Annotated in this window: 22 protein-coding genes and 4 pseudogenes; 11 read left to right on the top strand and 15 right to left on the bottom strand. The window is 31.7% G+C overall.

What is annotated here, in order from left to right; genetic code table 11:
* Positions 1 to 111 precede the first annotated feature (111 nt).
* Positions 112 to 417, top strand: a pseudogene (locus ACJJVN_RS06770) (transposase); the annotation flags it as partial.
* Positions 418 to 465: 48 nt separating this feature from the next.
* Here the strand turns inward: ACJJVN_RS06770 and ACJJVN_RS06775 are convergent.
* On the bottom strand, positions 466 to 1,173 hold the full coding sequence (locus ACJJVN_RS06775) for a hypothetical protein (RefSeq protein WP_405377569.1): 708 nt from the start codon (positions 1,171 to 1,173) through the stop codon (positions 466 to 468).
* A gap of 148 nt (positions 1,174 to 1,321) precedes the next feature.
* On the opposite strand from ACJJVN_RS06775, the pseudogene ACJJVN_RS06780 reads away from it, so the two are divergent.
* A pseudogene (locus ACJJVN_RS06780) lies at positions 1,322 to 1,621 on the top strand (transposase); the annotation flags it as partial.
* A gap of 56 nt (positions 1,622 to 1,677) precedes the next feature.
* Here ACJJVN_RS06780 and ACJJVN_RS06785 read toward each other — a convergent pair.
* The 3 genes from ACJJVN_RS06785 to ACJJVN_RS06795 all read right to left on the bottom strand — a co-directional run bounded on the left by ACJJVN_RS06785 (position 1,678) and on the right by ACJJVN_RS06795 (position 4,702).
* On the bottom strand, positions 1,678 to 2,262 hold the full coding sequence (locus ACJJVN_RS06785; protein ID WP_405377570.1) for a hypothetical protein: 585 nt from the start codon (positions 2,260 to 2,262) through the stop codon (positions 1,678 to 1,680).
* 229 nt (positions 2,263 to 2,491) lie between these two features.
* Entirely contained in the window at positions 2,492 to 3,346 is an 855-nt protein-coding gene (locus ACJJVN_RS06790) for an alpha/beta hydrolase (RefSeq protein ID WP_405377571.1), read from the bottom strand.
* 402 nt (positions 3,347 to 3,748) lie between these two features.
* Entirely contained in the window at positions 3,749 to 4,702 is a 954-nt protein-coding gene (locus ACJJVN_RS06795; protein ID WP_405377572.1) for a Fic family protein, read from the bottom strand.
* A 212-nt stretch (positions 4,703 to 4,914) separates the two neighbouring features.
* On the opposite strand from ACJJVN_RS06795, the pseudogene ACJJVN_RS06800 reads away from it, so the two are divergent.
* Positions 4,915 to 5,214, top strand: a pseudogene (locus ACJJVN_RS06800) (transposase); the annotation flags it as partial.
* 40 nt (positions 5,215 to 5,254) lie between these two features.
* Here the strand turns inward: ACJJVN_RS06800 and ACJJVN_RS06805 are convergent.
* From ACJJVN_RS06805 to ACJJVN_RS06820, 4 genes are all read right to left on the bottom strand, one after another.
* Positions 5,255 to 5,845 carry a hypothetical protein gene (locus ACJJVN_RS06805; protein ID WP_405377573.1) on the bottom strand — a complete coding sequence of 197 codons (591 nt, stop codon included), beginning with the start codon at positions 5,843 to 5,845 and terminating at the stop codon, positions 5,255 to 5,257.
* 212 nt (positions 5,846 to 6,057) lie between these two features.
* Positions 6,058 to 6,873: a hypothetical protein gene (locus ACJJVN_RS06810; RefSeq protein ID WP_405377574.1), complete on the bottom strand. Its 816-nt coding sequence runs from the start codon at positions 6,871 to 6,873 to the stop codon at positions 6,058 to 6,060.
* Positions 6,874 to 7,106: 233 nt separating this feature from the next.
* Positions 7,107 to 7,718: a hypothetical protein gene (locus ACJJVN_RS06815; RefSeq protein ID WP_405377575.1), complete on the bottom strand. Its 612-nt coding sequence runs from the start codon at positions 7,716 to 7,718 to the stop codon at positions 7,107 to 7,109.
* A 203-nt stretch (positions 7,719 to 7,921) separates the two neighbouring features.
* On the bottom strand, positions 7,922 to 8,416 hold the full coding sequence (locus tag ACJJVN_RS06820) for a Clp protease N-terminal domain-containing protein (protein WP_405377576.1): 495 nt from the start codon (positions 8,414 to 8,416) through the stop codon (positions 7,922 to 7,924).
* A gap of 341 nt (positions 8,417 to 8,757) precedes the next feature.
* On the opposite strand from ACJJVN_RS06820, the pseudogene ACJJVN_RS06825 reads away from it, so the two are divergent.
* Positions 8,758 to 9,255 (top strand): annotated as a pseudogene (locus ACJJVN_RS06825) (IS110 family transposase); the annotation flags it as partial.
* A 47-nt stretch (positions 9,256 to 9,302) separates the two neighbouring features.
* On the opposite strand, the gene ACJJVN_RS06830 reads toward ACJJVN_RS06825, so the two are convergent.
* The 6 genes from ACJJVN_RS06830 to glyA all read right to left on the bottom strand — a co-directional run bounded on the left by ACJJVN_RS06830 (position 9,303) and on the right by glyA (position 15,488).
* Positions 9,303 to 9,695, bottom strand: coding sequence for an Imm7 family immunity protein (locus ACJJVN_RS06830; RefSeq protein WP_405377577.1), 393 nt, complete (start codon positions 9,693 to 9,695; stop codon positions 9,303 to 9,305).
* Between the two features lie 419 nt (positions 9,696 to 10,114).
* Positions 10,115 to 10,660, bottom strand: coding sequence for a TPM domain-containing protein (locus ACJJVN_RS06835; RefSeq protein ID WP_405377578.1), 546 nt, complete (start codon positions 10,658 to 10,660; stop codon positions 10,115 to 10,117).
* Between the two features lie 213 nt (positions 10,661 to 10,873).
* Positions 10,874 to 11,221 (bottom strand): VOC family protein, encoded by a 348-nt coding sequence (locus ACJJVN_RS06840; RefSeq protein WP_303558722.1) that lies wholly within the window; start codon positions 11,219 to 11,221, stop codon positions 10,874 to 10,876.
* Between the two features lie 44 nt (positions 11,222 to 11,265).
* The gene (locus ACJJVN_RS06845) at positions 11,266 to 11,709 is read right to left on the bottom strand and encodes a hypothetical protein (protein ID WP_405377579.1); all 444 of its coding nucleotides are present in this window, start codon (positions 11,707 to 11,709) and stop codon (positions 11,266 to 11,268) included.
* 228 nt (positions 11,710 to 11,937) lie between these two features.
* On the bottom strand, positions 11,938 to 12,777 hold the full coding sequence (locus ACJJVN_RS06850; protein WP_405368090.1) for a hypothetical protein: 840 nt from the start codon (positions 12,775 to 12,777) through the stop codon (positions 11,938 to 11,940).
* Between the two features lie 1,439 nt (positions 12,778 to 14,216).
* Complete coding sequence (gene glyA / locus ACJJVN_RS06855; RefSeq protein WP_405377580.1) at positions 14,217 to 15,488, bottom strand: serine hydroxymethyltransferase; 1,272 nt, start codon at positions 15,486 to 15,488, stop codon at positions 14,217 to 14,219.
* Between the two features lie 98 nt (positions 15,489 to 15,586).
* Between glyA and fahA the strand changes: the two genes are divergently transcribed.
* The 7 genes from fahA (at position 15,587) to ACJJVN_RS06890 (ending at position 24,318) form a co-directional block, all read left to right on the top strand.
* Complete coding sequence (gene fahA, locus ACJJVN_RS06860; protein WP_104516183.1) at positions 15,587 to 16,876, top strand: fumarylacetoacetase; 1,290 nt, start codon at positions 15,587 to 15,589, stop codon at positions 16,874 to 16,876.
* Positions 16,877 to 18,061 carry a hypothetical protein gene (locus ACJJVN_RS06865; protein WP_405377581.1) on the top strand — a complete coding sequence of 395 codons (1,185 nt, stop codon included), beginning with the start codon at positions 16,877 to 16,879 and terminating at the stop codon, positions 18,059 to 18,061.
* Between the two features lie 112 nt (positions 18,062 to 18,173).
* Entirely contained in the window at positions 18,174 to 19,772 is a 1,599-nt protein-coding gene (gene bshC, locus ACJJVN_RS06870; protein WP_405377582.1) for a bacillithiol biosynthesis cysteine-adding enzyme BshC, read from the top strand.
* Positions 19,773 to 19,875: 103 nt separating this feature from the next.
* Positions 19,876 to 21,408, top strand: coding sequence for a glutamine-hydrolyzing GMP synthase (gene guaA, locus ACJJVN_RS06875; protein ID WP_405377583.1), 1,533 nt, complete (start codon positions 19,876 to 19,878; stop codon positions 21,406 to 21,408).
* Positions 21,409 to 21,415: 7 nt separating this feature from the next.
* On the top strand, positions 21,416 to 23,374 hold the full coding sequence (locus ACJJVN_RS06880) for a LysM peptidoglycan-binding domain-containing protein (protein WP_405377584.1): 1,959 nt from the start codon (positions 21,416 to 21,418) through the stop codon (positions 23,372 to 23,374).
* A 2-nt stretch (positions 23,375 to 23,376) separates the two neighbouring features.
* Positions 23,377 to 23,778 carry an OsmC family protein gene (locus ACJJVN_RS06885; RefSeq protein ID WP_104516188.1) on the top strand — a complete coding sequence of 134 codons (402 nt, stop codon included), beginning with the start codon at positions 23,377 to 23,379 and terminating at the stop codon, positions 23,776 to 23,778.
* Positions 23,779 to 24,318 carry a DUF922 domain-containing protein gene (locus ACJJVN_RS06890; RefSeq protein ID WP_405369222.1) on the top strand — a complete coding sequence of 180 codons (540 nt, stop codon included), beginning with the start codon at positions 23,779 to 23,781 and terminating at the stop codon, positions 24,316 to 24,318.
* Between the two features lie 5 nt (positions 24,319 to 24,323).
* On the opposite strand, the gene ACJJVN_RS06895 is transcribed toward ACJJVN_RS06890, so the two are convergent.
* Positions 24,324 to 24,839 carry a hypothetical protein gene (locus ACJJVN_RS06895; protein ID WP_405377585.1) on the bottom strand — a complete coding sequence of 172 codons (516 nt, stop codon included), beginning with the start codon at positions 24,837 to 24,839 and terminating at the stop codon, positions 24,324 to 24,326.
* Positions 24,840 to 24,859 lie beyond the last annotated feature (20 nt).

The raw sequence follows: 24,859 nt of genomic DNA on the forward strand, positions 1-24,859 counted from the left end.
TTTCGTTGCGTGTTTAAGCACTAAAGTTAGCAAATAAATCACAGATAGAAAGTCCGCGAGGACTTTCGTAATAAGGCTAGAAGCCAGCAATTAATTATGCATGATTTACTTGAACTATGCAGTTATGCTGGATTAATACCTATAATAAGGCAAAGCGGAACGAGTATAAATGGAAGAGCACGAATAAGTAAAATAGGTAACCAGAAGTTAAGAAACCTACTGTTTATGTGCAGTTTTAATGCTTGTAAATACAACAAAGTATGCAAGGCAATTTACGATCAAATAGTAGCGAAAGGAAAGAGTAAAAAACTAGCCTGAATAGCTGTCTGTAATAAGCTCTTAAAACAGGCTTTTGCCATAGCAAAATCAGAATTAATATACGATGACGGATATAGAAGTGTACTGGTTAGAAATTAAGTGAAATTCGCTTGTTTTTTACCACAGTTCTTTGTTAGGCACAGTATTTTAATATTTTTTCTTTTCCGACATTTTAAAATTCGTTAAAGAAATTAGATAATCGCAAGCGTTATAAAAATTCCCTTTACTTGGTGACCAAACACTAACTACTCTATAATCGTTTTTATTAACTCCTTCCATTATCCATTCAGAACCATCAGTTCCGATTGAGCTACGACCTAAATCCATATTCCAAAAATCCGCTTTTCCGATAAGTTGGATAAATTCAGTCCATTCTTTTTCGGTTAGTATTTTCAGTCGCTCAATTTCTATTTCTCCTGGTTCGTATCCACCAGTACCATTTAGCACTTTCCAATAAAGAATATATCTGTCATTTCTTTTTTCAAATCTAAAGGTCATTGGTTTGTCAAATGTCCTTAACCAAGTAAAACGATAAATTTCTTTGTCAATTTTTCTATTAAACAACAAAGGTTCTTTCATTGCGTGAAGATGTTTTGAATACCAATCCACAACAAATTCGTCATAAGTCCCCTTTATTGTTTTTGTTTTAATCGTATAACTTGAGTCATTTTTCTTAATCCAATCAGTACTAACTTCAGGAAACATTTCTTTCGGAAAATAAGGTTGATTTAAATCAGTCGGAACATTTAAACTATCAACTTTGATTGTCGAGTCGACAAATTTTTCAATCGATTGGCTAAATCCGGTTTGGGCCAGAAATAATGTCAAAATTCCAATTGATAAAATTAGTCTCAAAGTTTTGTTCATATTTTCCCTAACGTGTTTGTGTATGGTTAGTTGCGTGGTTAAGCGACTAATTTAATAAATAATTTCGGACAAAGAAATTCCGTGAGGATTTTCGTTAGTAGGCGAGAACAAGCCATTAATTATACATGATTTATGTGAGCTGTGCAGTTATGCTGGATTAACACCTATAATAAGGCAAAGCGGAACGAGTATAAATGGAAGAGCACGAATAAGTAAAATAGGTAACCAGAAGTTAAGAAACCTACTGTTTATGTGCAGTTTTAATGCTTGTAAATACAACAAAGTATGCAAGGCAATTTACGATCGAATAGTAGCGAAAGGAAAGAGTAAAAAACTAGCCTTAATAGCTGTCTGTAATAAGCTCTTAAAACAGGCTTTTGCCATAGCAAAATCAGGATTAATATATGATGACGGATATAGAAGTGTTCTTGTTAGAAATGAAGTGAAATTCGCTTGTTTTTTTACCACAGTTCTTTGTTGTAACACGTTTTTTTATTTTCTTTTATTTCTAAATTCTTTTTGCACTTCTTCTTTTCTTAATATTTTTAGAAGCTCATTCGTTATAATTTCATTTGCAGAAATTCCAAAATCCCTTTGGTAATCGTGATGAGTGATTAAAAAGTAATCGTCTTTATTTAAAAACTCGAAATTCTCATTAGTTCCCATAAATAATGTGTCATCAAAATCAGCAAACTTACATGGAAACATAATATTAATCCACTCTTGAAATTCGGTAGGATTTACTTTATGTTTAGTAAACAAGTAAAAATAATGCCCATATTGGTATGGATAATAAAATTTGTTTTTTGGTTGAATTAGTAAATCCGTTATTGTTTTTTTTGAAAGTCCGAACCAAGTTTTTTTTTCACGTTTTAATTCATAATATTTTATTTGTTCAGCGTCCAATTCCGATTGTTCCATATTATACAGAAAATCGTTTTCAATAAATTGGTAAATTCTGTATTCAGGAAGTTTTAATTTTTCGTAAATATCAGTTTCCAATAATTCTGTTTGAAAATCTATTCTTATAGTTTCTTTTTTTTCAATTGGATGTAATAACGCTATGATATTTCTCAATTTTTCTGGGTTTGGTCAAATGTGTTACAACGTCTACGTATAAGAAACGTAGGGCAGGTGATAAGCACTTTTGTTTCGGTTTATTACTTAGCTAAATATAAATATTTTGCTTTTATCTTTTGTTCTGTACACGCTAAATTTTATATTTAGCGGACTTTGTTAATATGCCCAAACTTTCGGTTAAGCCACAAATGCCCTATGTTTTTTATACACTGTTGTGAGCAGTGCTTTACTCGACTGCTAATTCCATACTTACAATTTCAATAAATTTATCATTCCAAATTTTATAATCGTGTCCTCCATCAAATTCGTTAATTTCCGCTATTAAATTTAGCTCATTATATTTTGATTTTAAAAACTCTGCATCTTCTTTTAGAAAGAACGGTTCTTCACTTCCGTATTGTAAGTGAAGTTTTGGGTAATCAGTTCCATCTTTCCAAGCACTTTCTTGAACATCTCCACCGAAAGTAGAAAAACACAAATAAGTTCCAATTTTGCTCGGATAAGTATTTAGTAAACTCAATCCAAAACCAGCTCCATTAGAAACACCATAAAAATATCGGTCATTTTTATTTAGTTTTTGATTGTATTTATTCTCAACATAACTTATCAATTCGTTACTAAAATATTGCATATGATTTTTAAATCGGTTTGCTAATAAAGTATCCTTACTTGTCTTAGCGTAGTCATTTATATATTCAAAGTTTCTAAATCCTAATTTTACTTTGTTTCCATTCCCTAATGTTATGCTTGTGCTATCGGCTATTTTATTATTAGAATGACTTACAATTAGTATTACAGGCTTAATAATTTGGTTTTTGATTAAGGAATCTAAAGTTGTTTTATAAAAATTTCCTGACTTAATCTCATGTCCATCAGTTGCATAAATAATTGAATATTTATTTTTACTATCAAAACCCTTTGGTAAATAAACATTGTGTTTTCGGTATTCGTTTAAATGTTTACTGTAAATTGAATCGGTAAAAAATTCAGATTTTGAAAGATTAGCTGTTTTCTTTGAATTGCAAGAAGTTATTAAAACTCCTAAAATCCCAATCAATATTATTCCGATTTTTATTCTCATTCGATGTTTTTTTTGCATTGCTCACAACAGGCAAAGGTATAAGGCGTGTGAGGCGTTTTGCTTTGTATCCCAATGTTTGAGATGTTGATTTAGGATTTTAAAGATAGACTAATTTTGAATTATACAGCCTCACAGGTAGCCTTTAAAACGCCTGATACGCTTTATGCTTTGTTCACCGCCAGTTATTTGTGGCAGCATGACAAAAGCAAGTATGCACCGGATTTAAGACAAGGCGTTTTACACCTTTGCCCGTTCAGGCCAATTAGTAGTTTGGGAGTCTTAAAACAGGCTTTTGCTATAGCAAAATCAGGATTAATATACGATGACGGATATAGAAGTGTACTGGTTAGATATGACGTGAAATTTGCTTGTTTTTTTACCACAGTTCTTTGTTGGGACCAGTTATTTTGAACGATAGATTGTTTTATTTTTTTCTCCTATTTTTTCGAATAAATCCAATTCAACTCCTTTCTTTAAATCTCTACTTGCAGTTGCTGAAGAAATATCTTTAAAAATATTCATATAATCTTTTCTTGTGAATTCAGTTTCATTTAAAGAAACATAATATTCTAATCTATCTTTTTCAGTAAACGTTCGATTATTGAAATCTAATAGTTCACTTATTGATATATCAATAACGTTTAGCATATATTCAATAAACTTAGTTGACTTTCCAGATTTATCACTTTCTGCTAAAGACTTGTAATATTTTTTCTGGTCTTTACTAATTAGAGTTTCAAAAGGCAAAAACTCAAAGATTGGATATTTTTCCATTAAAATTAATGTTTGCCATAATCTTCCCATTCTACCATTTCCATCCAAAAATGGATGTATAAATTCTATTTCATAATGAAAAACACAACTTTTAATTAATTCAATTTCATCAGACTTTTTCAAATATTCAAAAAGGTCTTTCATTAAGTATGGCACATTTCCAAAAGGTGGTGCTAAATGCTCAACTTTTGAGCCTTTTACAATTCCAACACTTTGATTTCTATATTTTCCAGAATTTTCAATTAAACCTTCCATTAAGTTTTGATGTGCTTTTAAAAAGGATTTTTCATTTGAAGGATTATAATCTTCTAAGTTTTCATAGATTTTAATTGCATTTAAAACTTCAAGAACATCTTTTTTAGGACCAATAACTCTTTTGTTTTCAAGAAGTGCTGTTATTTGTTCTTCAGTAAGTGTGTTTCCTTCTATTTTTAAAGAAGAATGAATAGTTTTGATTCTATTCTGTTTTCTCAATTTAGGTGAAGGTCTGTTTAATAAATTAGCATTTACTTCTCCTATTTTTTCTGAAATAGAAGTTATTAATTTTAAAATAGAAGATGTTATTTCGTAAGGTGGTTTCATTTATGATACTATCATTTGATACTATCAAAGATACGATCATTTAACCTGAATTATCTTATGCAAGGTGATTTCTCAAATGTTGCACAACAGTTTTGTATATGGTTTGTTGCAAGGTTAAGCAACTAATTTAGTAAATAATTACGGACAAAGAAAGTCCGCGAGGATTTTCGTAAGTAGGCGAGAACAAGCCATTAATTATACATGATTTATGTGAGCTGTGCAGTTATGCTGGATTAACACCTAAAATAAGGCAAAGCGGAACGAGCATAAATGGAAGAGCACGTATAAGTAAAATAGGTAACCAGAAGCTAAGAAACCTACTGTTTATGTGCAGTTTTAATGCTTGTAAATACAACAAAGCATGCAAGGCAATTTACGATCGAATAGTAGCTAAAGGAAAGAGTAAAAAACTAGCTTTAATAGCTGTCTGTAATAAGCTCTTAAAACAGGCTTTTGCCATAGCAAAATCAGGATTAATATACGATGACGGATATAGAAGTGTACTTGTTAGAAATGAAGTGAAATCCGCTTGTTTTTTACCACAGTTCTTTGTTAGCTGTAGTTTTTTAATTTTCCGCTTATGTATTTATTCAATAATTCAATTTGTTCCGAATTCAAGTCATTTAATGGAATAACTAATTCAGGAAAAGCAGAATTATAACTATTAGAATATAAATTCAGATTTTCTTTAGTCATTTTGTAATAATCGTAAAATTCCCATTTTTTACTCCAACTATGCAAATTAGACGCATAATTAATTTCATTTTCTGAAATCGTAAATTCAACTTTGTTATTAGCTTTTTTTTCTCTGTTCCGTTTTATGCTAAATAGAAGTTCAGACGCCTTTTTAGATTTTCTATAGTCAACAAATTTAAGAATTGAGTAAAGTATTAGGCCACATCCAATTCCAATAAATATTCCATAATTCTTGAGAGTAGTTTCTTCTTCGCCGTTTTTAAAGGTTGTAACCTCTAAATCAAAACCATTGGAAATTCCACTTATCAAAAGTGATATTCCGATTCCGAAATAAATCAATAACGGAATTAGTGTTTTATTACTATAGAAATGTTGAAGAAAGTATTTCTCCATTTTTCTGTAATAACTATCAATATCTAAAATCTCTATTTTTATTGGTTGGTTCATTTCTCAAATTACAGCTAACGTTCAGTATAAGAAATCGTAGGGCAGGTGATAAGCACTTACGTTTCGGTTTATAACTTAGCTAAATATAATATTTTGCTTTTATCTTTTCTTCTAAAAACGCCAAATATTATATTTAGCGGACTTTGTTAATAATCACAGACCTTTCGATTTAGCATAATTGCCCTATGTTTTTTATACACTGTTGTGAGTAGTTATTTTTTTAACTCGCTAATGGTTCCTTCTAAAGCCAAAACCCAACCATTGGCAATATCATTTTTGTCTTTTTTTACTATTTCCAAATTCTCAATTAATAATGGTAAAAAGTCTTTATCATCAAGCGTTAGGATTGCTTCAAATAAAAGAGTACCATAATCTCCATTTTTCAATTCTGACTTAATAACACCTTTTATTTTCTCGTCTTTTCTGTTTGCTAAACCGACAATTGCTTCTGATTTCGTCTCAAAGTCAGTATCGTCAATTCTTTTCCATAAAGCATTTCTTATTTCTCTATTGTCAGACTCTATTAGAGTTCCAATCCCAAAAGTTGCCCAATTCCTTATTGTTGATGTTTTATGTTCAGTAAACTCGATTAAAGTGTTGATGGCGTTTGAATTTTCTAATCCTGAAAGAGCAGAAATTAATGCGTGTTTGATATCAGTATTTTTTATAGTTTTAAATTCAACTAATTTAGAAATCTGTTTTTCATTTAATTCATCATTATTATGTCCAATTCCGTGAAATATTGATTTAAGCACTTTATCAGACTGAATTTCTTTAAGAAGTTCAAAATGTAATTCAACAGTTTGTTTTTTGTTAAACCTTGGGTGAAATCCTAATTGCTGAAGTATATCAAGTCCAATGATTTTTTGATTATCAATATCTGACTTAGCTAATTCATAAGCTTTTTTATAAACATCTTGATTTGGTCTTTTTCTCAATTCAGAAACATTTTCCCAATATGTCTTTTGAGTTTTATTATTCAGCAGGCGAGTGAATATTTTTTCAGATGTCCATTTTTCTCTACTCATTATTTTTCTCGACTTTGCTCTAATGACGCACAAAGTTCAGTATAAGAAACGTAGGGCAGGTGATAAGCACTTTCGTTTCGGTTTATTACTTAGCTAAATATAAATATTTTGCTTTTATCTTTTCTACTATAAACGCCAAATTTTATATTTAGCGTACTTTGTTAATATGCCCAAACTTTCGGTTAAGCCACAAATGCCCTATGTTTTTTATACACTGTTAGGCAACGTATTTTTTAATCATAAACTGGGCAAGTTGTCCAAGGATAAGCACATTGGTATTTCCTTTCCAGCCATCCAATATATTCTTTTCCGTTATTTTCTATTTTTAGTTTAGCCCAAGTCCCATTTATCTCAATTAATTCAGATTTCACATATCCTTCTACACAAAATTCTATTTCAGAGTTTGTGGCTGGTTTGGAATAAAATCGATATCCACTTTCGGCGAATCCTTTGTCAGTTTTGTCTTTTAAACAACCTACTTTTGTTTCTCCAGAATGACCAATATTGATTTTCAGATTTTTTGCTTTAATCCACTTACCTTTATATTTTCCAATGTCACTATTTAACTCATTGTCTTCACAAGCTGGCAATACAATTATATTTTCTATTTTCAGCCAATTGTCTTTTGATTCAGATATTGCAAATTTATACCAGCAATGAGGTTTGGTTAAAGCACTTAATTCCGCAATTTTATTTTCATTCGGATTATTGTAAATAGAAATAGATTCAGTTGCTTTATTTGAATAAAAACATTCAACAATATCTTCATAAAATATTTTTGTCCTTTTTTGGGCAGAAACACTTAAAGAAGTTAAAATTATTAATGTTAGAATGAGTTTTTTCATATGTTGCCTAACGTTAAATATATGGCATGTTGGGCAATAAATAAACGATTATTATCGGTTTAGCCCCAAGCCAAATCTTTTGTATTTTGTTTTAATTTTTTTCTTTAATACCAAATCAAAAGATTTGGCGACTTTGCAAATAGACAACTGCCTTTTGATTAAGCACTAATCGCCCAATTTGCTATATATAGTGTTAGGTAACGTTATATTCCGTTTATAATTTTCGGTATTCCTATAGAAACCAAAAGCCGATTACTGCCAAAAAACTCAAGAATACTTTTAGATGTCATTTCCCTAGTTGTTTCACACTCTACTTTGAATTTTGAGTAGTCCATTCCTATTTCAGTCAAATATTTACCGGCATAACTTTTTTTATCAGCCAACATAGATAAAATAATATGTTCAGGACTTACTTCTTTGTCTAAGTATGTTCGAGCATAATATTTTGAGTTTTTTAAAGTATATTCAAACTCTTTAGTCAGATAATACTTTTCTACATTTTCCTTTTCTTTTGACTTTAGAGATTCTGTTAGTTTTTCAAATTTCCAGTTTTTAGATTCAAATATCTTTTTGGGTAAATTATCAGACCTTAAAATAGCTAAAAGAAAATGATAAGAAGAGATATATCCAGAGTTTAAATCTATAGCTGTTAATCTACTATTGGAAATTATTTCTTCTAATTCAGGACTAAATTTCATTGGTCTTTTCTAATGTTACCTAACGGCTAGTATAAGAAACGTAGGGCAGGTGATAGTCACTTTCGTTTCGGTTTATAACTTAGCTAAATATAAATATTTTGCTTTTATCTTTTCTACTATAAACGCCAAATTTTATATTTAGCGGACTTTGTAAATATTCACAGAACTTTCGGTTTAGCTCAAATGCCCTATGTTTTTTATACGTCTTAAGTTTGAAATCATTAATTTAAAGGTTTATAAGTAGAAAGAACAAAAGAGAGGAATAAGGTTATTATATAGGTAGAGACTACAGATCTCGTCAACATTGAAAATCTCCTCTCTTTTTTACACAGATTTCGTTTAGTTCTATAAAACGCAGTTTAAAACAAGTACAGAAAGAAATAAAATTAATAGAGGATAAGTTACTAGCCTTAGTAAAACAGGTACATCATGATGTCTTAACTCGTTTAAAAAGCATTCCAGGGATAGGAGACAAGACTGCTTTAATGTTAGTTGTTCTAACCGATGGATTTGAACGTTTTAAAAGTGGAAGTGAGCTATGCAGTTATGCTGGATTAACGCCTATAATAAGGCAAAGCGGAACGAGCATAGATGGAAGAGCACGAATAAGTAAAATAGGTAACCAGAAGTTAAGAAATCTACTGTTTATGTGCAGTTTTAATGCTTGTAAATACAACAAAGCATGCAAGGCAATTTACGATCGAATAGTAGCCAAAGGAAAGAGTAAAAAACTAGCCTTAATAGCTGTCTGTAATAAGCTCTTAAAACAGGCTTTTGCCATAGCAAAATCAGGGTTAATATATGATGACGGATATAGAAGTGTACTAGTTAGAAATTAAGTGAAATTCGCTTGTTTTTTACCACAGTTCTTTGTTGTAAGCAGTTTTTATTCTTCTACTTCTGGATTCATTGGTGAAATATAAGTGTCATCTTGTTCAGACACTTTTCCTTTTTTCATAATCCATACTTTAAATTTATTTTCATTTCCCCTTTCAATATCTTCATCATCTTGAACATATAAAATTCCGTACGAACCTTTCGAGATATCTGAAATCCATTTAAAAAAATCAATTACGTGTTCAGTTCGATGATTATGATTTACCATTATTGATAAATGATAAGTTCCGTTCAGACATTTTAATGAGTAAATTTCATTTCCGTAATCTAATTCAGATAGTTTCAGTTCGATTTTATTTATAATGGAATTCAGAAGTTTTTCGTCATCATCATCTTCCTTAAAAGACTCTCTAATTATTGCCCATCCATTAAATTCTATCATTTTTCGTTTTGTTTCTTGAGTGTTGCGTTAAATTGCTTACAACGGGCAAAGGTATAAGGCGTGTGAGGCGTTTTGCTTTGTATCCCAATGTTAGAGATGTTAATTTAGGATTTTAAAGATAGACTAAATTTGAATTATACAGCCTCACAGGTAGCCTTTAAAACGCCTGATACGCTTTATGCTTTGTTCACGCCAGTTATTTGTGGCAGCATAACAAAAGCAAGTATGCACCGGATTTAAGACAAGTCGTTTTACACCTTTGCCCGTTCAGGCCAATTAGTAGTTTGGGAGTCTTAAAACAGGCTTTTGCCATAGCAAAATCAGGATTAATATACGATGATGGATATAGAAGTGTATTGGTTAGAAATTAAGTGAAATTCGCTTGTTTTTTACCACAGTTCTTTGTTGTAAACAGTACTTTATTTCCATTTTGCTATTAATTCCGTCAAACCTTTTTCAATTCCGTTGTAATAATTTCCGTCTTTAAATTCAGGGATAATAGTTTGGTCAATTATATTTTTACAAATTTCGTCAGTCAGAATTTTTTCAGTTCCAATTCCTGTCGAAATTCTTATTTTTCTCAAGTTTTTACTGAACACAATAGAAAGTCCGTTATCTTTTTCTTTTAATCCAATTCCGTTATAATTTGATAAATCAATAGCAAACTTGTCAAAGTCTGTGTATTTTCCAATAGATTTTATGGAAACAATTGCTATTTGATTTGTTGTGTTTTGTTCAAATTCACGAATTTTCAGAGTCAAATTTTCCAATTGCTCCATAGTAAAGACAAATTCATAATCATTTACTTGTCTTTTCAATTTAGGTAAATCACTTTCGCCTAAATCATATTCCGAAAACTCAACTTTTGGTGCATTTGTATTCGGTTCTATTTTTTCAATTTGCTTGGTTTTGCAACTGCAAATAGTCAAAAAAGCAATAAGTATTATTTTGAAAATCGGTTTCATTCGTATTGTTTACAACGTTACCGTATAAGAAACGTAGGGCAGTTAATAAGCACTTTTGTTTCGGTTTATAACTTAGCTAAATATAAATATTTTGCTTTTATCTTTTCTTTTATAAACGCCAAATTTTATATTTAGCGGACTTTGTTAATATGCACAGACCTTTCGGTTAAGCCACAAACGCCCTATGTTTTTTATACCTTGTTGTATGGCGTTTTACTTATTCTTCAATTCTATTTTTCGTCCATCTAAATCTTGAATAACTGCTATTATTCCCCATTCAGTTTCTTTAATATCAGATTTTATTATCCAGTCAGTTCCTCTTAGTTTATCAATAACAGAACTTAAATTAGATATGTCAAACCCTAGCCTAAGATTTCCATCCGCTTTTGTCATTGATTTAGTCAAAGGATAAATTTCAAAAACAAAACCATTTTGTTCAGAGGCATAATGAAAAGGACCTTTTCCGTGTTGATGATAGTCAAATTCAAAACCAATTTTTTCATATTGATTTTTCAATATTTCAGGTTTTTCAGTTCTAATTACAAGAAGGTTAATATTCATTTTATTGTTTAATGTTTTGTTTTTTAGAATTGATAAACAGTTTTTTAATCATATCCATTAAAGATTACTTCTCCTTTTGTTTCAGACTTCCAATATTCTACCTGTTTTCTTTCTACTTTAGATAAATTTCTAATATCCATATCGTTCAATTTTGAATTTAAATATTCAGGTTTCAAACAAGGGAATATATCTTTTACTTTATTTTCTAAAATAGTCGGGATGTCGATAAATTTAAGATTCATCCAAGAGCTCTCATTTGTTACAGCACAGGAGTATCCATATTGAACATTTATAAGTAAATCTATTTCTGTGTTTTCAATATAATCACGAAGCTTTATTCGAACATAATTACTGGATTCATTTTGGTCGTATACTGTCTTTATTTTAAATTTTTTCAAACTCAAAATGCTTACTTTTAAAGACTCAAGCTTATGGTCTAAGTCGTGCAAATCGGAACAGTTAAAACCAGTTATGCCTTCTTTTATCATATTTTAGTTCGCATTTTTTTTAATGACATACAACGTCTCCGTATATGAAACGTAGGGCAGTTAATAAGCACTTTCGTTTCGGTTTATTACTTAGCTAAATATAAATATTTTGCTTTTATCTTTTCTACTATAAACGCCAAATTTTATATTTAGCGGTCTTTGTAAATATTCCCAAACTTTCGGTTAAGCCACAAATGCCCTATGTTTTTTATACACTGTTGCCCACAGTTATTTTTTCGCAATACTGTCAATAACAACAAATTTATGTTCAAAATAAGTTTTTGGTCCAATGATACTATCGATTTTCATTCCGTCCTCATCTAATTCAGTTGGACCCATAAAATATTGCTGATAAAATCCTCGTAATGTTTTCTCTCCAACAGTTTCGTACCATTGTCCAAATGTCGCTAAATCTCTAAATTCAGCGCCTTTAAACCATTTTTGATTTATTGTGTCTTTCGTTAGGTCGTAAAAAGTGTCTAATTTAACTTCTTTTTCGTTTGAGAAATCGTAGTTATAATTGTTTTCCTCTCTTGCTAATAAAACTCTTGTATTAGCTGGATGGTCTCTTATTAAGTGAGAAAATATTTCGACAGTTCCGATTAGAGGTTCGTCCATTTTTAGAGTATCTCGATTGAAAAATATAATATCATAAACTGTAGCTCTGCGACTTACAGTATCATTTATGAATTCTTTCTGTTGATATATTCCGTCTTCACTTCGCCAAGCAAGCGTATCTCCGCTTTTGTTTAAATGCCAAATTCTGTTCAGTCTTGAATTACCTTTGAAAGGAAACCATTCCCTAATTTCCCTTAAATTTCCATCTTTATCGGATAAAACCCAATTTCCAAATTTTTGTTTTTCATTGAGCTGTTTTCCTCTTTTGAAAACATTACCATTTCGATAAAAGTAATGAACACTATCAAAGTCTTTGTAATGTGTTACCCTTTTAAATTCAGTCTGATTTTTATAATATTCAATCGTTGTCTTTTCGGAATTCCGCTTTGAAACATCATTACATCCTTTTAAAAGAATTGTGATTATAAATGTCAGCAGGATGTTTTTCATAATTGTGGGTAACGGGCAAAGGTATAAGGCGTGTGAGGCGTTTTGCTTTGGGGCCCAATGTTAGAGATATTGATTTAGGATTTTAAAGATAGACTAATTTTGAATTATACAGCCTCACAGGTAGCCTTTAAAACGCCTGATAAGCTTTATGCTTTGTTCACGCCAGTTATTTGTGGCAGCATGACAAAAGCAAGTATGCACCGGATTTAAGACGAGGCGTTTTACACCTTTGCCCGTTCAGGCCAATTAGTAGTTTGGGAGTCTTAAAATTGTTAATTTGTTTATCCTAGAGATTGCTTTATATTTTTCATGGCTATGGAGTAGAGTAATTTTAGTTCGCAATAGGAACAAATTAAAATTTTATAGCGTANTTACCTTTCCGAACAGAGAAGTTAAGCCCATTTGCGCAGATGGTACTGCTATTTGTGGGAGAGTATGTCGCCGCCTTCTTTTAAACCCTTGTCAATTAGACAAGGGTTTTTTTTGTTTATACATGTCTTATCCTTACATTGATACACAATAAAACTACAGTGTAATGGAAACACTTGTAATTATTAGTTATGTGTATGGTACCTCTAAGTTCCTTTCGCTTTTTTTTGAGTATCAGGTTGTGGAATAAAATGAAACAGGACAACTTATTAGATTGTATTCCTATATTAAAATGTTATAATCTAGTTTGATTAAGAATTACCTTATGCTTGGATAAATATGAAACTTTTGATTTAGGAAACGTATATGTGTGTAATTTATTTAGAGAACACCTAAATACTAAATTATCGCTTTTGAATCAAAAACTAGAGTTGAACATCTAGTAGAATGATCAATTAAGAAAGTAATAGTTTTTGATATGCTAGTTGACAAAGTAGAATAAGCATATGATATCAAGATCAGAAAAATTTATAAGCTTAAATTTTCGAAGATTTCTAAGAAAAACATATGTTGATAATAGTTTCTGTCTTAAATTTTTTATTCAATCTAGATAAAAGATTTTGTAATTAAATCTTGAATTGTATTATAATGAAAAAAAAATAGTTGTTTCTAGTAGAGAAAACAGTTGTAGTATAGGAATTGTTAAATTATAATTTTTTTTGGTTTCATTACTCATTACTCATTACTCAATTTGATAATAGAAATATTTTGTTTTTTTTGATTTCGTTATTTTGAGTAGATTACTAAACTATTCAAGAAGCTAGGATATTTTATTTCTTATTTAATGGGTTGGCTTTTGCCACTTAAGTTGTTCGGTATTTCACTTTCGCGACAGCGATATTAAAAATTTAAACTGTCAAATATTAATTTTGGGTTGCCGTTATAGTTTGAGTATATATGAGCACAAAAAAAAAGCTCAAGTACGCCAGTGACGTTATTGAGCTTTGATTTACTACGATCATAATGCAAGCATTGCTTTAAATAATCGAGTGAAGAATATGTTTTTAACTTTAAGATTTGAATAATGGCAAGCCTTCAGTTAGGGTGTATACTTCGTCTTCTAGTTTAGATAAATTATCTGGATTACCTGTTAAACAACGATCTATTAGATCAACGATAGTTTTCATACTATCTTCTTTTAGACCTCTAGTCGTTATTGCTGCTGTACCAATACGAATTCCACTGGTTACAAATGGAGACTCTGTATCAAAAGGAACCATGTTTTTGTTTACAGTGATGTGTATTTGTCCTAGTAATGCCTCTGCTTCTTTACCGTTAATGTTTTTATTTCCTAGGTCTATAAGCATCATGTGATTATCTGTACCACCTGAAATAATATCATAACCTCTAGCAACAAATTCTGCTGCCATAACTTCTGCATTTTTCTTTACTTGAACCATGTAGTGTAAGAAATCTTCTGAAAGTGCCTCTTTAAACGCTACTGCTTTCGCTGCTATAATGTGTTCTAAAGGTCCACCTTGATTACCTGGAAATACCCCACTGTTTAGTAAGCTAGACATTTTCTTTAAGTTTCCATTTTTTAATTTCTGACCGAATGGATTTTCAAAATCTTTACCCATTATAATCATTCCTCCTCTAGGACCTCTCAAAGTTTTATGTGTAGTAGTTGTGCAAATGTGTGCATGAACTACTGCGTCCATCATGATTCCTTTGGCGATAAGACCTGCAGGATGTGCAATGTCTGCCATAAGAATTGCACCTACTTTGTCTGCGATATCTCTAAACCTTTTATAATCTATTTCTCTACTATAAGCTGAAGCACCAGCGATAATTAGTTTAGGCTGTTCTTTTACAGCTATTTCTTCTATTTTATCGTAGTCTAATCTACCAGTTTCTTTTTCAACACCGTAAAAGGCGTTTTTGTAGAGTTTACCTGAAAAGTTAACTGGTGAACCATGTGTTAGGTGACCTCCATGAGATAGATCAAAACCTAGAATTTTATCTCCAGGATTCAAACAGGCATGATATACAGCTGTGTTAGCCTGGCTACCAGAGTGTGGTTGCACATTTATATATTCTGCATTAAATAATTCTTTAGCTCTGTCGATAGCGATATTCTCTATTTCATCGACTACCTCGCATCCTCCATAATATCTTTTTCCAGGATATCCTTCGGCATATTTGTTAGTTAAAATAGAACCTGCAGCAGCAAGTACATCATCACTTACATAGTTTTCACTAGCAATTAATTCGATACCTTTTGTTTGACGGATTCTCTCATCTTCAATCAAGTTAAAGATTTCATTATCGTTGTAAGCCATTTTAAATATTTTGTTACAAAAATAAGCTACATATGCTATCAACCAATTCTTATATAATATATTTGAATACTACTTTTTAACAAGAAATCAAGATACAGATGCCTAATAAAACAAATGACCCAAAGAGAAGTTCATGGATAGGATATAATAGAGATACTCATTTCCCTATTCAAAATATACCATTCGGCGTTTTCCTTACTAGGGATAACGTTATTACTATAGGTACTAGAATAGGCGATTATGCCATAGATCTAGGTGCATTGCAGGAGATGGGTTACTTTGAGAGTGTGCCATTAACTGACGATATGTTTATGCAGGACACACTTAATGATTTTATTTCTGACGGGAAGAAAACGTGGCGTCTTGTGCGCAATAGAATAGGTGATATCTTTGATAAAGAAAATTCTGAATTACGTGATAATAAATCTGATAGAGACCGTATAATCTTTCCTATCGACGAAGTGGAGATGCAGTTACCTGTTTTAATAGGTGATTATACTGATTTCTATAGTAGTAAAGAGCATGCTACAAATGTAGGTACAATGTTTAGAGATCCTGATAATGCTCTTTTACCAAATTGGTTACACATGCCAGTAGCTTATCATGGTAGATCTAGTTCTGTTATACCTTCTAATATTTCTATACACCGACCACAAGGTCAGACTATGCCAGCAGGGTCAGAGCAACCAGTATTTGGTCCATCTAAATTAGTAGACTTTGAATTAGAAATGGCATTCATTACAACAGATGCTAATAATTTAGGACATCCAGTGCCTGTTAATGAGGCAGAGGATTATATTTTTGGTATGGTTATTCTTAACGACTGGAGCGCAAGAGATATTCAAAAGTGGGAATATGTGCCACTAGGACCATTTTTAGCAAAAAACTTTGCGAGTTCTATCTCTCCATGGATTGTAACGTTAGATGCATTAGAGCCTTTTAGAACTAATAGTCCTAAACGCGAGAAACCAGTTTTAGATTATCTAGATTCAAAAGAAGATAGCAGTTTTGATATCAATCTAGAGGTAGATATTACACCACAACAAGGAACACCTACCACAGTCTGTAAATCAAACTTTAAACATCTTTATTGGAATATTTCACAACAACTAGCGCATCATACGGTAAACGGTTGTTCTGTTAATAGTGGTGATTTAATGGGAAGCGGTACTATTTCAGGACCTACTAAGGATTCTTATGGTTCGATGTTAGAATTAAGCTGGAGAGGTGAAAAGCCTATCCAACTTAATGATGGTACAGAGCGTAAATTCATTCAAGATTATGATACCGTTACTATGAGAGGTTACTGTCATAAAGGAGAACTACGTATAGGGTTTGGAGAAGTATCTAATACTCTTCTACCTATTTATGAGCCTAAGAAAAAGTAAATGAAAAAAACTATAATTTACCTTCTGTTTACTGTCTTAATTATCTCGTGTAGTAGTTTAAAAGAAACAGAAACTGCTTTAAACCAAGGTAACTATGACCAAGCGATAGATATCGCTGTTAATAAATTAATAGAAGGTAAAACAGCCAAAAGAAATCAAGAATACATACCTCTTTTAAAGCAAGCCTATATGAAGGCAGTTGCTCAGGATCAGGTTTTATTACAAAGGTGGCAGTTAGATAATAATCCTGCTGTACTAGAATCTATATATGAAACTTATGTAGGTATGGATCAACGACAGGATAAGATAAAACCTTTGTTGCCTTTAACCTTGATAAAAGAGAATGAAACAGTTGATTTTGACTTTGAAAATTACAATGCTAATATAATTGCATCTAAAAATGACCTTTCTGATTATTTACTTAATAATTCAAAAATGGCTCTGAGAACTGCAAATACTATAGAAGCAAGAAATGTCTATAATGATTTGATTTATTTAGAGAAAATAAATCCTAATTTTAAAGATACTCGTGATTTAATGAAAAAAGCCCTAGAGAAAGGAACTCATTACATTATGGTAAATCTTAAAAATCAGTCACAAACAGTATTGCCACAATTGCTAGAAGAAGAATTACTTAATTTTTCTACTTATGGTATTAACGATCAGTGGACTCAATATCATAACAACGAGATAGTAGAGTTGGATTATGATTATAACATAGATATAATTATAGACCGCATTGTGATGTCTCCAGAACAAGTTTCTAAAAAAGAGTTGCATAAAGAAAGACTCGTACAAGATGGCTATATCTATGAATATGATGCAAATGGCAACGTAAAAAAGGACAGTTTAGGTAACGATATAAAAAGAGATAAATTTGTCACCATTAAGGCTAGCGTCGTTCAAAATACGCAATTTAAAGAATCAAACGTTAATGCAGTTGTTCAGTTAATTGATAATAGAACATCGCAAACAGTAGATCGTTTTCCTGTAGCTAGTAACTTTATTTTCACCTATATCTATGGTTCTGTTTATGGGGATAGAAGAGCTCTTGATGCAAATTATCTAGAAACTTTGAATCCTAGATCTGTGAACTTTCCGACAGATGAGCAAATGATTTACGACACCGGTGAAGACCTAAAGTATAAAATAAAACAGATTTTAAATAATCTTAATTATAATTAGATGGTGTGTTTCGCTTTCGCGAAAGCGAAACATGCATTAAGATCCTACTTACTTTAAAATCTTAGGATTTATTTCACAGTTCAACTCCTATATTTGAGGAGACTATAAATCTATGAGTTCAAAACACCAATCTTACACGTCTATTAGATATTTTTCAGATTTAATGTCTGATTATCTCGATCAAAAAGAACATGTAAAACCTTTATATCATCGATTTCCAAAATTAGACAATTTTAGAGATCAGATAGTTGATAAAAAAAAGGAATGGGATCCACTACAGAATAGAAGAGAAGTCTTGCAAGACGTACTTGTGTCGCAGTACGAGAGTATAGAAGATAAAGATAAAACGCAATTAAACATTGATTTGCTGGGTAAACAACATACGTTTACCGTAACTACTGGGCACCAGCTTAATTTATTTACAGGACCATTATATTTTTTATATAAAATAATATCTACCATTAATTTATGTAAAACACTATCACATAAATATCCAGAGTATAATTTTGTTCCGGTATACTGGATGGCAACTGAAGATCATGATTTTGAAGAGATTCAATATTTTAATTATGGTGATAAAAAGGTAGTTTATAACCGTGATTCTTATGGTGGTGTAGGAAGGCTTTCTACAGATGGTCTAGAAGATGTTCTAGAAGTTTTTAAAAAACTGTTAGGTAAACATGACAATGCTCAAAAAGTAATAAGTCTTTTTGAAAAAGGGTATTTAAATAATTCTAACCTTGCAAATGCGACTAGAGTAATAGCGCATGAATTATTTAAAGAAGATGGCCTCGTAATTCTAGATGCAGATGATAGTATATTAAAAGCACTTGCAATTCCTTATTTTAAAGAAGAATTAATCTCCCAGACTAGTTTTAAGGAGGTGAGTCATACTTTAGATAGCTGGCCACATGAATATAAAGTACAAGTTAATCCTCGAGAGATTAATTTATTCTACTTAACTGATTCTTATCGCAAACGTATAATAGAAAAAGATGGTTCTTATTCTATAGACGATACAGATATTAGATTTACAAAAGAAGAGATTCTTAAAGAATTACAAGATCATCCAGAAAGATTTTCACCTAATGTTATTATGAGGCCACTTTATCAAGAAGTGGTGCTTCCTAATTTGTGTTATATAGGTGGTGGTGGTGAGATGGCATACTGGTTAGAATTGAAGCAGTATTTTAATTCGCAACAAGTAACATTTCCTATACTACTCATGCGCAACTCTGCTTTATTAGTTACCTCAAAGCAATTAGATAAAGTAAACAGGTTAAAATTAGAGATCTGGGATTTATTTAAAGAAGATCATGAGTTAACGACGCTCTTAACTAATAAAATAAGCGACATAGAGATAGATTTTACTACTCAAAAAGAACATCTTAAAAAGCAGTTTGAAGAACTTTTTAAAATTGCAAGTTTAACAGAGCAGTCTTTTGAAAATGCGGTAAAGGCTCAAGAGCATAAGCAAATTAAAGGTCTAGAACATCTAGAGTCTAGACTGCTAAAAGCACAAAAGAGAAAACTTAAAGATCATTTAGATAGAGCACTGGAGCTTAAAAAAGAGTTGTTTCCTAATGATAGTTTACAAGAAAGACAAACTAACTTTTCATTATTTTATCAAGAATACGGGCCTTCTTTTATTTCTAAAATTAAAGAAAGTCTAGATCCTCTAGATCAGAGATTTAGTGTCATAGAATTGTGACAGTCTAGAAAGCTAATAAGAGACCTGATTTTTCTTTTGAAAACACGTTAACAAAAGTGTGTCATATCCTTAAACTTTAGATATTAAAAAAGTAAATTTGCTCATGCAACACGACAAGATATTAATATTAGATTTTGGATCGCAATACACACAATTAATTGCGCGCAGAGTAAGAGAATTAAACATCTATTCTGAAATCCACCCTTTCAACAAAGTTCCTACAGATTTAGATCAGTATAAAGCTATCATTCTTTCCGGCAGTCCTATGTCTGTAAGATCTGAAGACGCTTTTCATGTAGATCTTAATGAAATAAGAGGTAAGAAGCCTCTTCTGGGAGTTTGTTATGGCGCGCAGTATTTAGCACATTTTCATGGAGGTGAAGTAGGTGCGTCTAGCACTAGAGAATATGGTCGTGCAAATTTATCTTTTGTAGAAAATGATTTGTTCTTAGAAGGTATAGAAGCTGGTAGTCAAGTATGGATGAGTCATAGTGATACGATTAAGCAATTGCCAGAAAACGGTATGTTACTCGCTAGTACTCATGACGTAAAAAATGCAGCCTACAAAATACAAGGTGAATCTACCTATGCGATACAGTTTCATCCAGAGGTATATCATTCTACAGATGGTAAGCAGCTGTTAGAGAATTTCTTAATAAAGATTGCAAACGTTACACCAGACTGGACTCCAGATAGTTTTGTTGAAGAAACTGTAGATCAATTACAAAAACAAATCGGAGAAGATCGTGTGGTTTTAGGTCTTTCTGGAGGAGTAGATTCTTCGGTTGCAGCGATGTTATTGCACAAAGCGATAGGTAAAAATCTCTACTGTATTTTTGTAAATAATGGATTATTGCGTAAAGATGAGTACACTCAAGTCTTAAAGCAATATGAAGGTATGGGACTTAACGTAAAAGGAGTAGACGCTTCGGCACGATTTATGGTTGCCCTTAAAGGATTAAGTGATCCAGAATTAAAACGTAAAGCAATAGGACGTGTATTTATAGAAGTTTTTGATGATGAGGCACACGAGGTTAAAAATGTAACCTGGCTCGCACAAGGTACTATCTATCCAGATGTGATAGAAAGTGTAAGTGCAACCGGTGGGCCTAGTGCGACTATAAAATCACATCACAATGTTGGTGGATTACCAGACTTCATGAAGCTTAAAATTGTAGAGCCTTTAAAAGCACTATTTAAAGATGAAGTACGTAGAGTAGGTAAATCTATGGGTATGGCTGCAGAGCTTTTAGGTAGACATCCATTTCCTGGACCAGGGCTAGCTATTAGAATTCTAGGAGATATCACACCAGAAAAAGTAAGTATACTTCAAGAAGTTGATGCTGTTTTTATAAATAATTTAAAAAAATGGGATTTATACGATAAGGTATGGCAAGCCGGCGCTATTTTATTGCCAGTAAATAGCGTAGGAGTAATGGGAGATGAGCGTACTTATGAAAAGTGTGTCGCTTTAAGAGCGGTAGAAAGTACAGACGGTATGACTGCAGACTGGGTAAACTTACCTTATGAGTTTTTGCAGGCAACTAGTAATGAAATAATAAATAAAGTTAAAGGCGTTAATAGAGTGGTGTATGATATCAGTTCAAAGCCGCCAGCAACTATAGAATGGGAATAAAAACAAGATGAAAAATATATTTATAATAATTTGTTTGTGTTTCGCTTTCGCGAAAGCGGATGCCGCATTCATGCAAAATTACAAACAACATACGGTAGAGCAAGGAGAGACTATCTATACTCTTACTCAAAAATATAAAGTAACTTCTGAGCAATTATTAGAGCTTAATCCTGATTTAAAGTCGGGATTAAAGTATGGTCAGGTACTTTTAATACCAGCTCAAAATACCGTACTTACTCAAAGAAGAGTAGAAAAGTATAAAAAGCACAGAGTAAGACGCAAAGAGACACTTTATAGCCTTTCAAAAAAATATAATATCACAGAGTTAGATATTAAGGAGGCAAATAAAGAGCTGTATTCAAATCCTTTAAGAAAAGGAGATAAGATACAAATACCAATTTTTGAAGAGGTAGAGCTTTCTGTTCAAGATTCAGAACCTAAGGAACCTGTTTTAGACCCTACAAACTTACCAGATGGTAAATATTTAGTAAAGCCTAGTGAAGGAATGTATGGTATTGCCACAAAACATGGTATCAAGGCTAAGGAGCTTTTAGAGCTTAATCCTGATGTTAAAGATTTGCGTCCTGGAATGATTTTAAATGTGCCTAAAGGAATTACTGTTGATGCAGATTCAATGCCGGAACAAGTAATTTCTGATTCTAAAAATGAGCAACCGTTAATGGTAGAGTATACTATACCTAAAAAGATGGGTATGTATTCATTAAAGAAGCTGTCTGGTATAAGTGAGGATTCTTTACTAGTTCTTAATCCACAATTAAAAGATGGACTTAAAGAAGGTATGAAAGTGACTATTCCTAATCCGGATTATGGAAAAGAAGTAGTCGTGAAATCAAGTGTAAATACCACAGCTAGATTGATAGATAGTTTGAGGAATTTTAAAAGACAGCGCATTGCTGTTATGCTACCATTTTCAATTCACAAGACAGATGGAAACGCAAATCGAGATCTTTTAAAAGCAGATAGAACTATGCGTATTGCTTTGGATTTTTACAGTGGTGTAAAAATAGCTGTGGACAGTGCAAATGCGTTAGGTATCCCTGTAGATTATGATGTCTATGATACTCAAAAGAGCCTACAGACTACTAAGAACATTCTTAATGCGACGGATTTTTCTGATTATAATGCAGTTTTAGGACCGCTTATGTCTGATAACGTTGTGGAAACGGCAAAGGAAATAAAGCGTATTGATGTTCCTGTTATATCACCTCTAACTAATACTAATGTAAAACTGTATCGCAATTTATTTCAGGCTAGACCTAGTAATGATATGCTAAAACAACAGTTTAAGGATTATATAGTAGCATACTCCAAAGGAAAACATGTAATTATCGTTACAGATAATAATAATCCTAAATTGAGAAATGAATTCACTTCTATATTACCATCAGCAAATGTGTTAGTGCCTAATTCAAAAAAGAATTACATTTTCAGCATTAACTATATTAAAGAACTTCAAGCAGATGTTGAGAATGTAGTTATACTGGCAGTAGATAATGTTGGTTTTATTACTGATGCCATCACAAATTATTCGGCAAAAGCAGACTCTCATAAGATAACGATGTTCGGTTTAGATAACTTTGAAGAAATGGATTTGCCTAATGCAAAGTTGGCACAATTAAACTTTGTGTATCCTAGTATGTATAAAGAAAGTGAAGAGGATAATTCTTTTATAAAAAAGTATTATTCTACACATAGTATCACGCCTAATTCTTATGCGGTAAGAGGTTTTGATGTTACTCTGGATCTTATTTTAAGACAGGCTAGCTCTTCAGACCTTTATGAAAGCGCAATGAGAAATGGAAGAACTGTTATGACAGAGAATAAGTTTGATTATTCTAAAAAGTCATCTTCTGGTTTTTATAATGAGGCGATGTATATCTTGCAGTATCAAGAAGATCTAAGCATCAAAGAATTAGATATTAATACTATTACTAATAAAGAGTAACTATGACTTCTACTGTAGAGTATAAAGGTAATTTAAGATGTGAATCTACACATCTTAAAAGTGGTAATTCATTCTTAACAGATGCGCCTGTAGATAATCAAGGTAAAGGAGAGGCTTTCTCTCCTACAGATACAGTTGCTACTGGTCTAGCCAGTTGTATGCTTACTGTAATGGGCATTAAAGCTGCCGATATGGGGATAGAGCTTTCTGGTAGTAAAGCACAGGTTACTAAGATCATGGATGCTAATCCACGACGTATTTCTCAAATAGATGTAGTGCTAGATATGAAGGGTGGTTGTGATAAAAGAGCACAATTAATTCTTGAACGCGTCGGGAATACTTGCCCAGTGCACAATAGTCTACATCCAGATATTGTTAAGAATATTACTTTTAACTGGAGCTAAATGAAGATTTTGTTCTCTTGTATCCTCCTTATATTATCATTTAATTTTAATGATGATCCAAGAGAACGATTTTCTTATCAAGAACACTCTCAATTAACTTGGCAAGATTTTAAAGGAGTACCGCCTCAGGGAGCTCATCATTTTGCGAGTGTTAATTGTGGTATGGGATATAGTTTTTCTTCTAAAAGTATAGATGGTGATTTAAAGGTAGATGTACAGGTTACTAGTTATTTTTATCCTCAATTAAGTTGGAAAAAAAATATCAATGAAAGTAACGCTGCATTACTTGCCCATGAGCAATTGCATTGGGATATATCAGAGTTATATGCGCGTAAATTAAGAGCGGCTTTTACAAAATACGTTCCTCAAAAAAATCCTAAAAAGGAAATTGATTTCATTTTTAGGAAGTTTGAAAAAGATCGTCAGCAACTACAGTCTACTTATGATCGAGAAACTAACCATGGATTAATAAAAGATGCTCAAGAAATCTGGTCCATAAAAATTAAGGAAGAACTCTTTAAAACTAGTGCAGAGTCTTAGGTTTCTTATAGTTCAAAAGATTCCTTAATAGAAGTGACTACTTGCGGCACTTCTTCTACCATAAAGTCTAAAGCCAATTCATATTTTTTATCGTCTTTAGAAATTTTAAGATGACCCTTTTTTACTTTATAAATTCCTGTTGCTCCTCTACAAAAGCATAGTCTGTTATAACTGACTTTGGCGTTACTTAAGAACTGATCTGTTAGATCTAAATCTGTAATGTTCTCGTCTATTTCTATAAAAATTATTTCAGAATAATTATCATCACTAATTTCAGGATTGGTATTTCTCTTGTATTCATATTTTAGAACCACTTTACCATCTGCAGGTTTTAATTCGTGGTAAGTGTTTTTAAACTCATCTTCTAGAATTAAAAGTTCTTTATTTTTAAGTACTTCAAAAGAACAGGTTCCGTCTATAGGGCATGATATTTCTTGATCAGATTTTGTGGTGATTTGCTGATTAGATTTACAGGATGAAATCAATAATATCATTGCAATTAGAAGCGTGTATTTATACATGTAAGATGTTTTTAATAAAG

Source organism: Nonlabens sp. Asnod3-A02, from assembly GCF_045063755.1.
In the GTDB taxonomy this organism is placed as follows: domain Bacteria; phylum Bacteroidota; class Bacteroidia; order Flavobacteriales; family Flavobacteriaceae; genus Nonlabens; species Nonlabens xylanidelens.

Coding starts and splice junctions, on each gene's coding strand:
- glyA (WP_405377580.1), bottom strand. CDS start 15,488: ATGGCTTACAACGATAATGAAATCTTTAACTTGATTGAAGATGAGAGA.
- bshC (WP_405377582.1), top strand. CDS start 18,174: ATGAGTTCAAAACACCAATCTTACACGTCTATTAGATATTTTTCAGAT.
- ACJJVN_RS06850 (WP_405368090.1), bottom strand. CDS start 12,777: ATGAAAAACATCCTGCTGACATTTATAATCACAATTCTTTTAAAAGGA.
- ACJJVN_RS06820 (WP_405377576.1), bottom strand. CDS start 8,416: ATGAAATTTAGTCCTGAATTAGAAGAAATAATTTCCAATAGTAGATTA.
- ACJJVN_RS06835 (WP_405377578.1), bottom strand. CDS start 10,660: ATGAAACCGATTTTCAAAATAATACTTATTGCTTTTTTGACTATTTGC.
- ACJJVN_RS06880 (WP_405377584.1), top strand. CDS start 21,416: ATGAAAAATATATTTATAATAATTTGTTTGTGTTTCGCTTTCGCGAAA.
- ACJJVN_RS06890 (WP_405369222.1), top strand. CDS start 23,779: ATGAAGATTTTGTTCTCTTGTATCCTCCTTATATTATCATTTAATTTT.
- ACJJVN_RS06865 (WP_405377581.1), top strand. CDS start 16,877: ATGAAAAAAACTATAATTTACCTTCTGTTTACTGTCTTAATTATCTCG.
- fahA (WP_104516183.1), top strand. CDS start 15,587: ATGCCTAATAAAACAAATGACCCAAAGAGAAGTTCATGGATAGGATAT.
- ACJJVN_RS06810 (WP_405377574.1), bottom strand. CDS start 6,873: ATGAGTAGAGAAAAATGGACATCTGAAAAAATATTCACTCGCCTGCTG.
- ACJJVN_RS06830 (WP_405377577.1), bottom strand. CDS start 9,695: ATGATAGAATTTAATGGATGGGCAATAATTAGAGAGTCTTTTAAGGAA.
- ACJJVN_RS06895 (WP_405377585.1), bottom strand. CDS start 24,839: ATGTATAAATACACGCTTCTAATTGCAATGATATTATTGATTTCATCC.
- ACJJVN_RS06790 (WP_405377571.1), bottom strand. CDS start 3,346: ATGAGAATAAAAATCGGAATAATATTGATTGGGATTTTAGGAGTTTTA.
- ACJJVN_RS06795 (WP_405377572.1), bottom strand. CDS start 4,702: ATGAAACCACCTTACGAAATAACATCTTCTATTTTAAAATTAATAACT.
- ACJJVN_RS06840 (WP_303558722.1), bottom strand. CDS start 11,221: ATGAATATTAACCTTCTTGTAATTAGAACTGAAAAACCTGAAATATTG.
- ACJJVN_RS06815 (WP_405377575.1), bottom strand. CDS start 7,718: ATGAAAAAACTCATTCTAACATTAATAATTTTAACTTCTTTAAGTGTT.
- guaA (WP_405377583.1), top strand. CDS start 19,876: ATGCAACACGACAAGATATTAATATTAGATTTTGGATCGCAATACACA.
- ACJJVN_RS06885 (WP_104516188.1), top strand. CDS start 23,377: ATGACTTCTACTGTAGAGTATAAAGGTAATTTAAGATGTGAATCTACA.
- ACJJVN_RS06805 (WP_405377573.1), bottom strand. CDS start 5,845: ATGAACCAACCAATAAAAATAGAGATTTTAGATATTGATAGTTATTAC.
- ACJJVN_RS06845 (WP_405377579.1), bottom strand. CDS start 11,709: ATGATAAAAGAAGGCATAACTGGTTTTAACTGTTCCGATTTGCACGAC.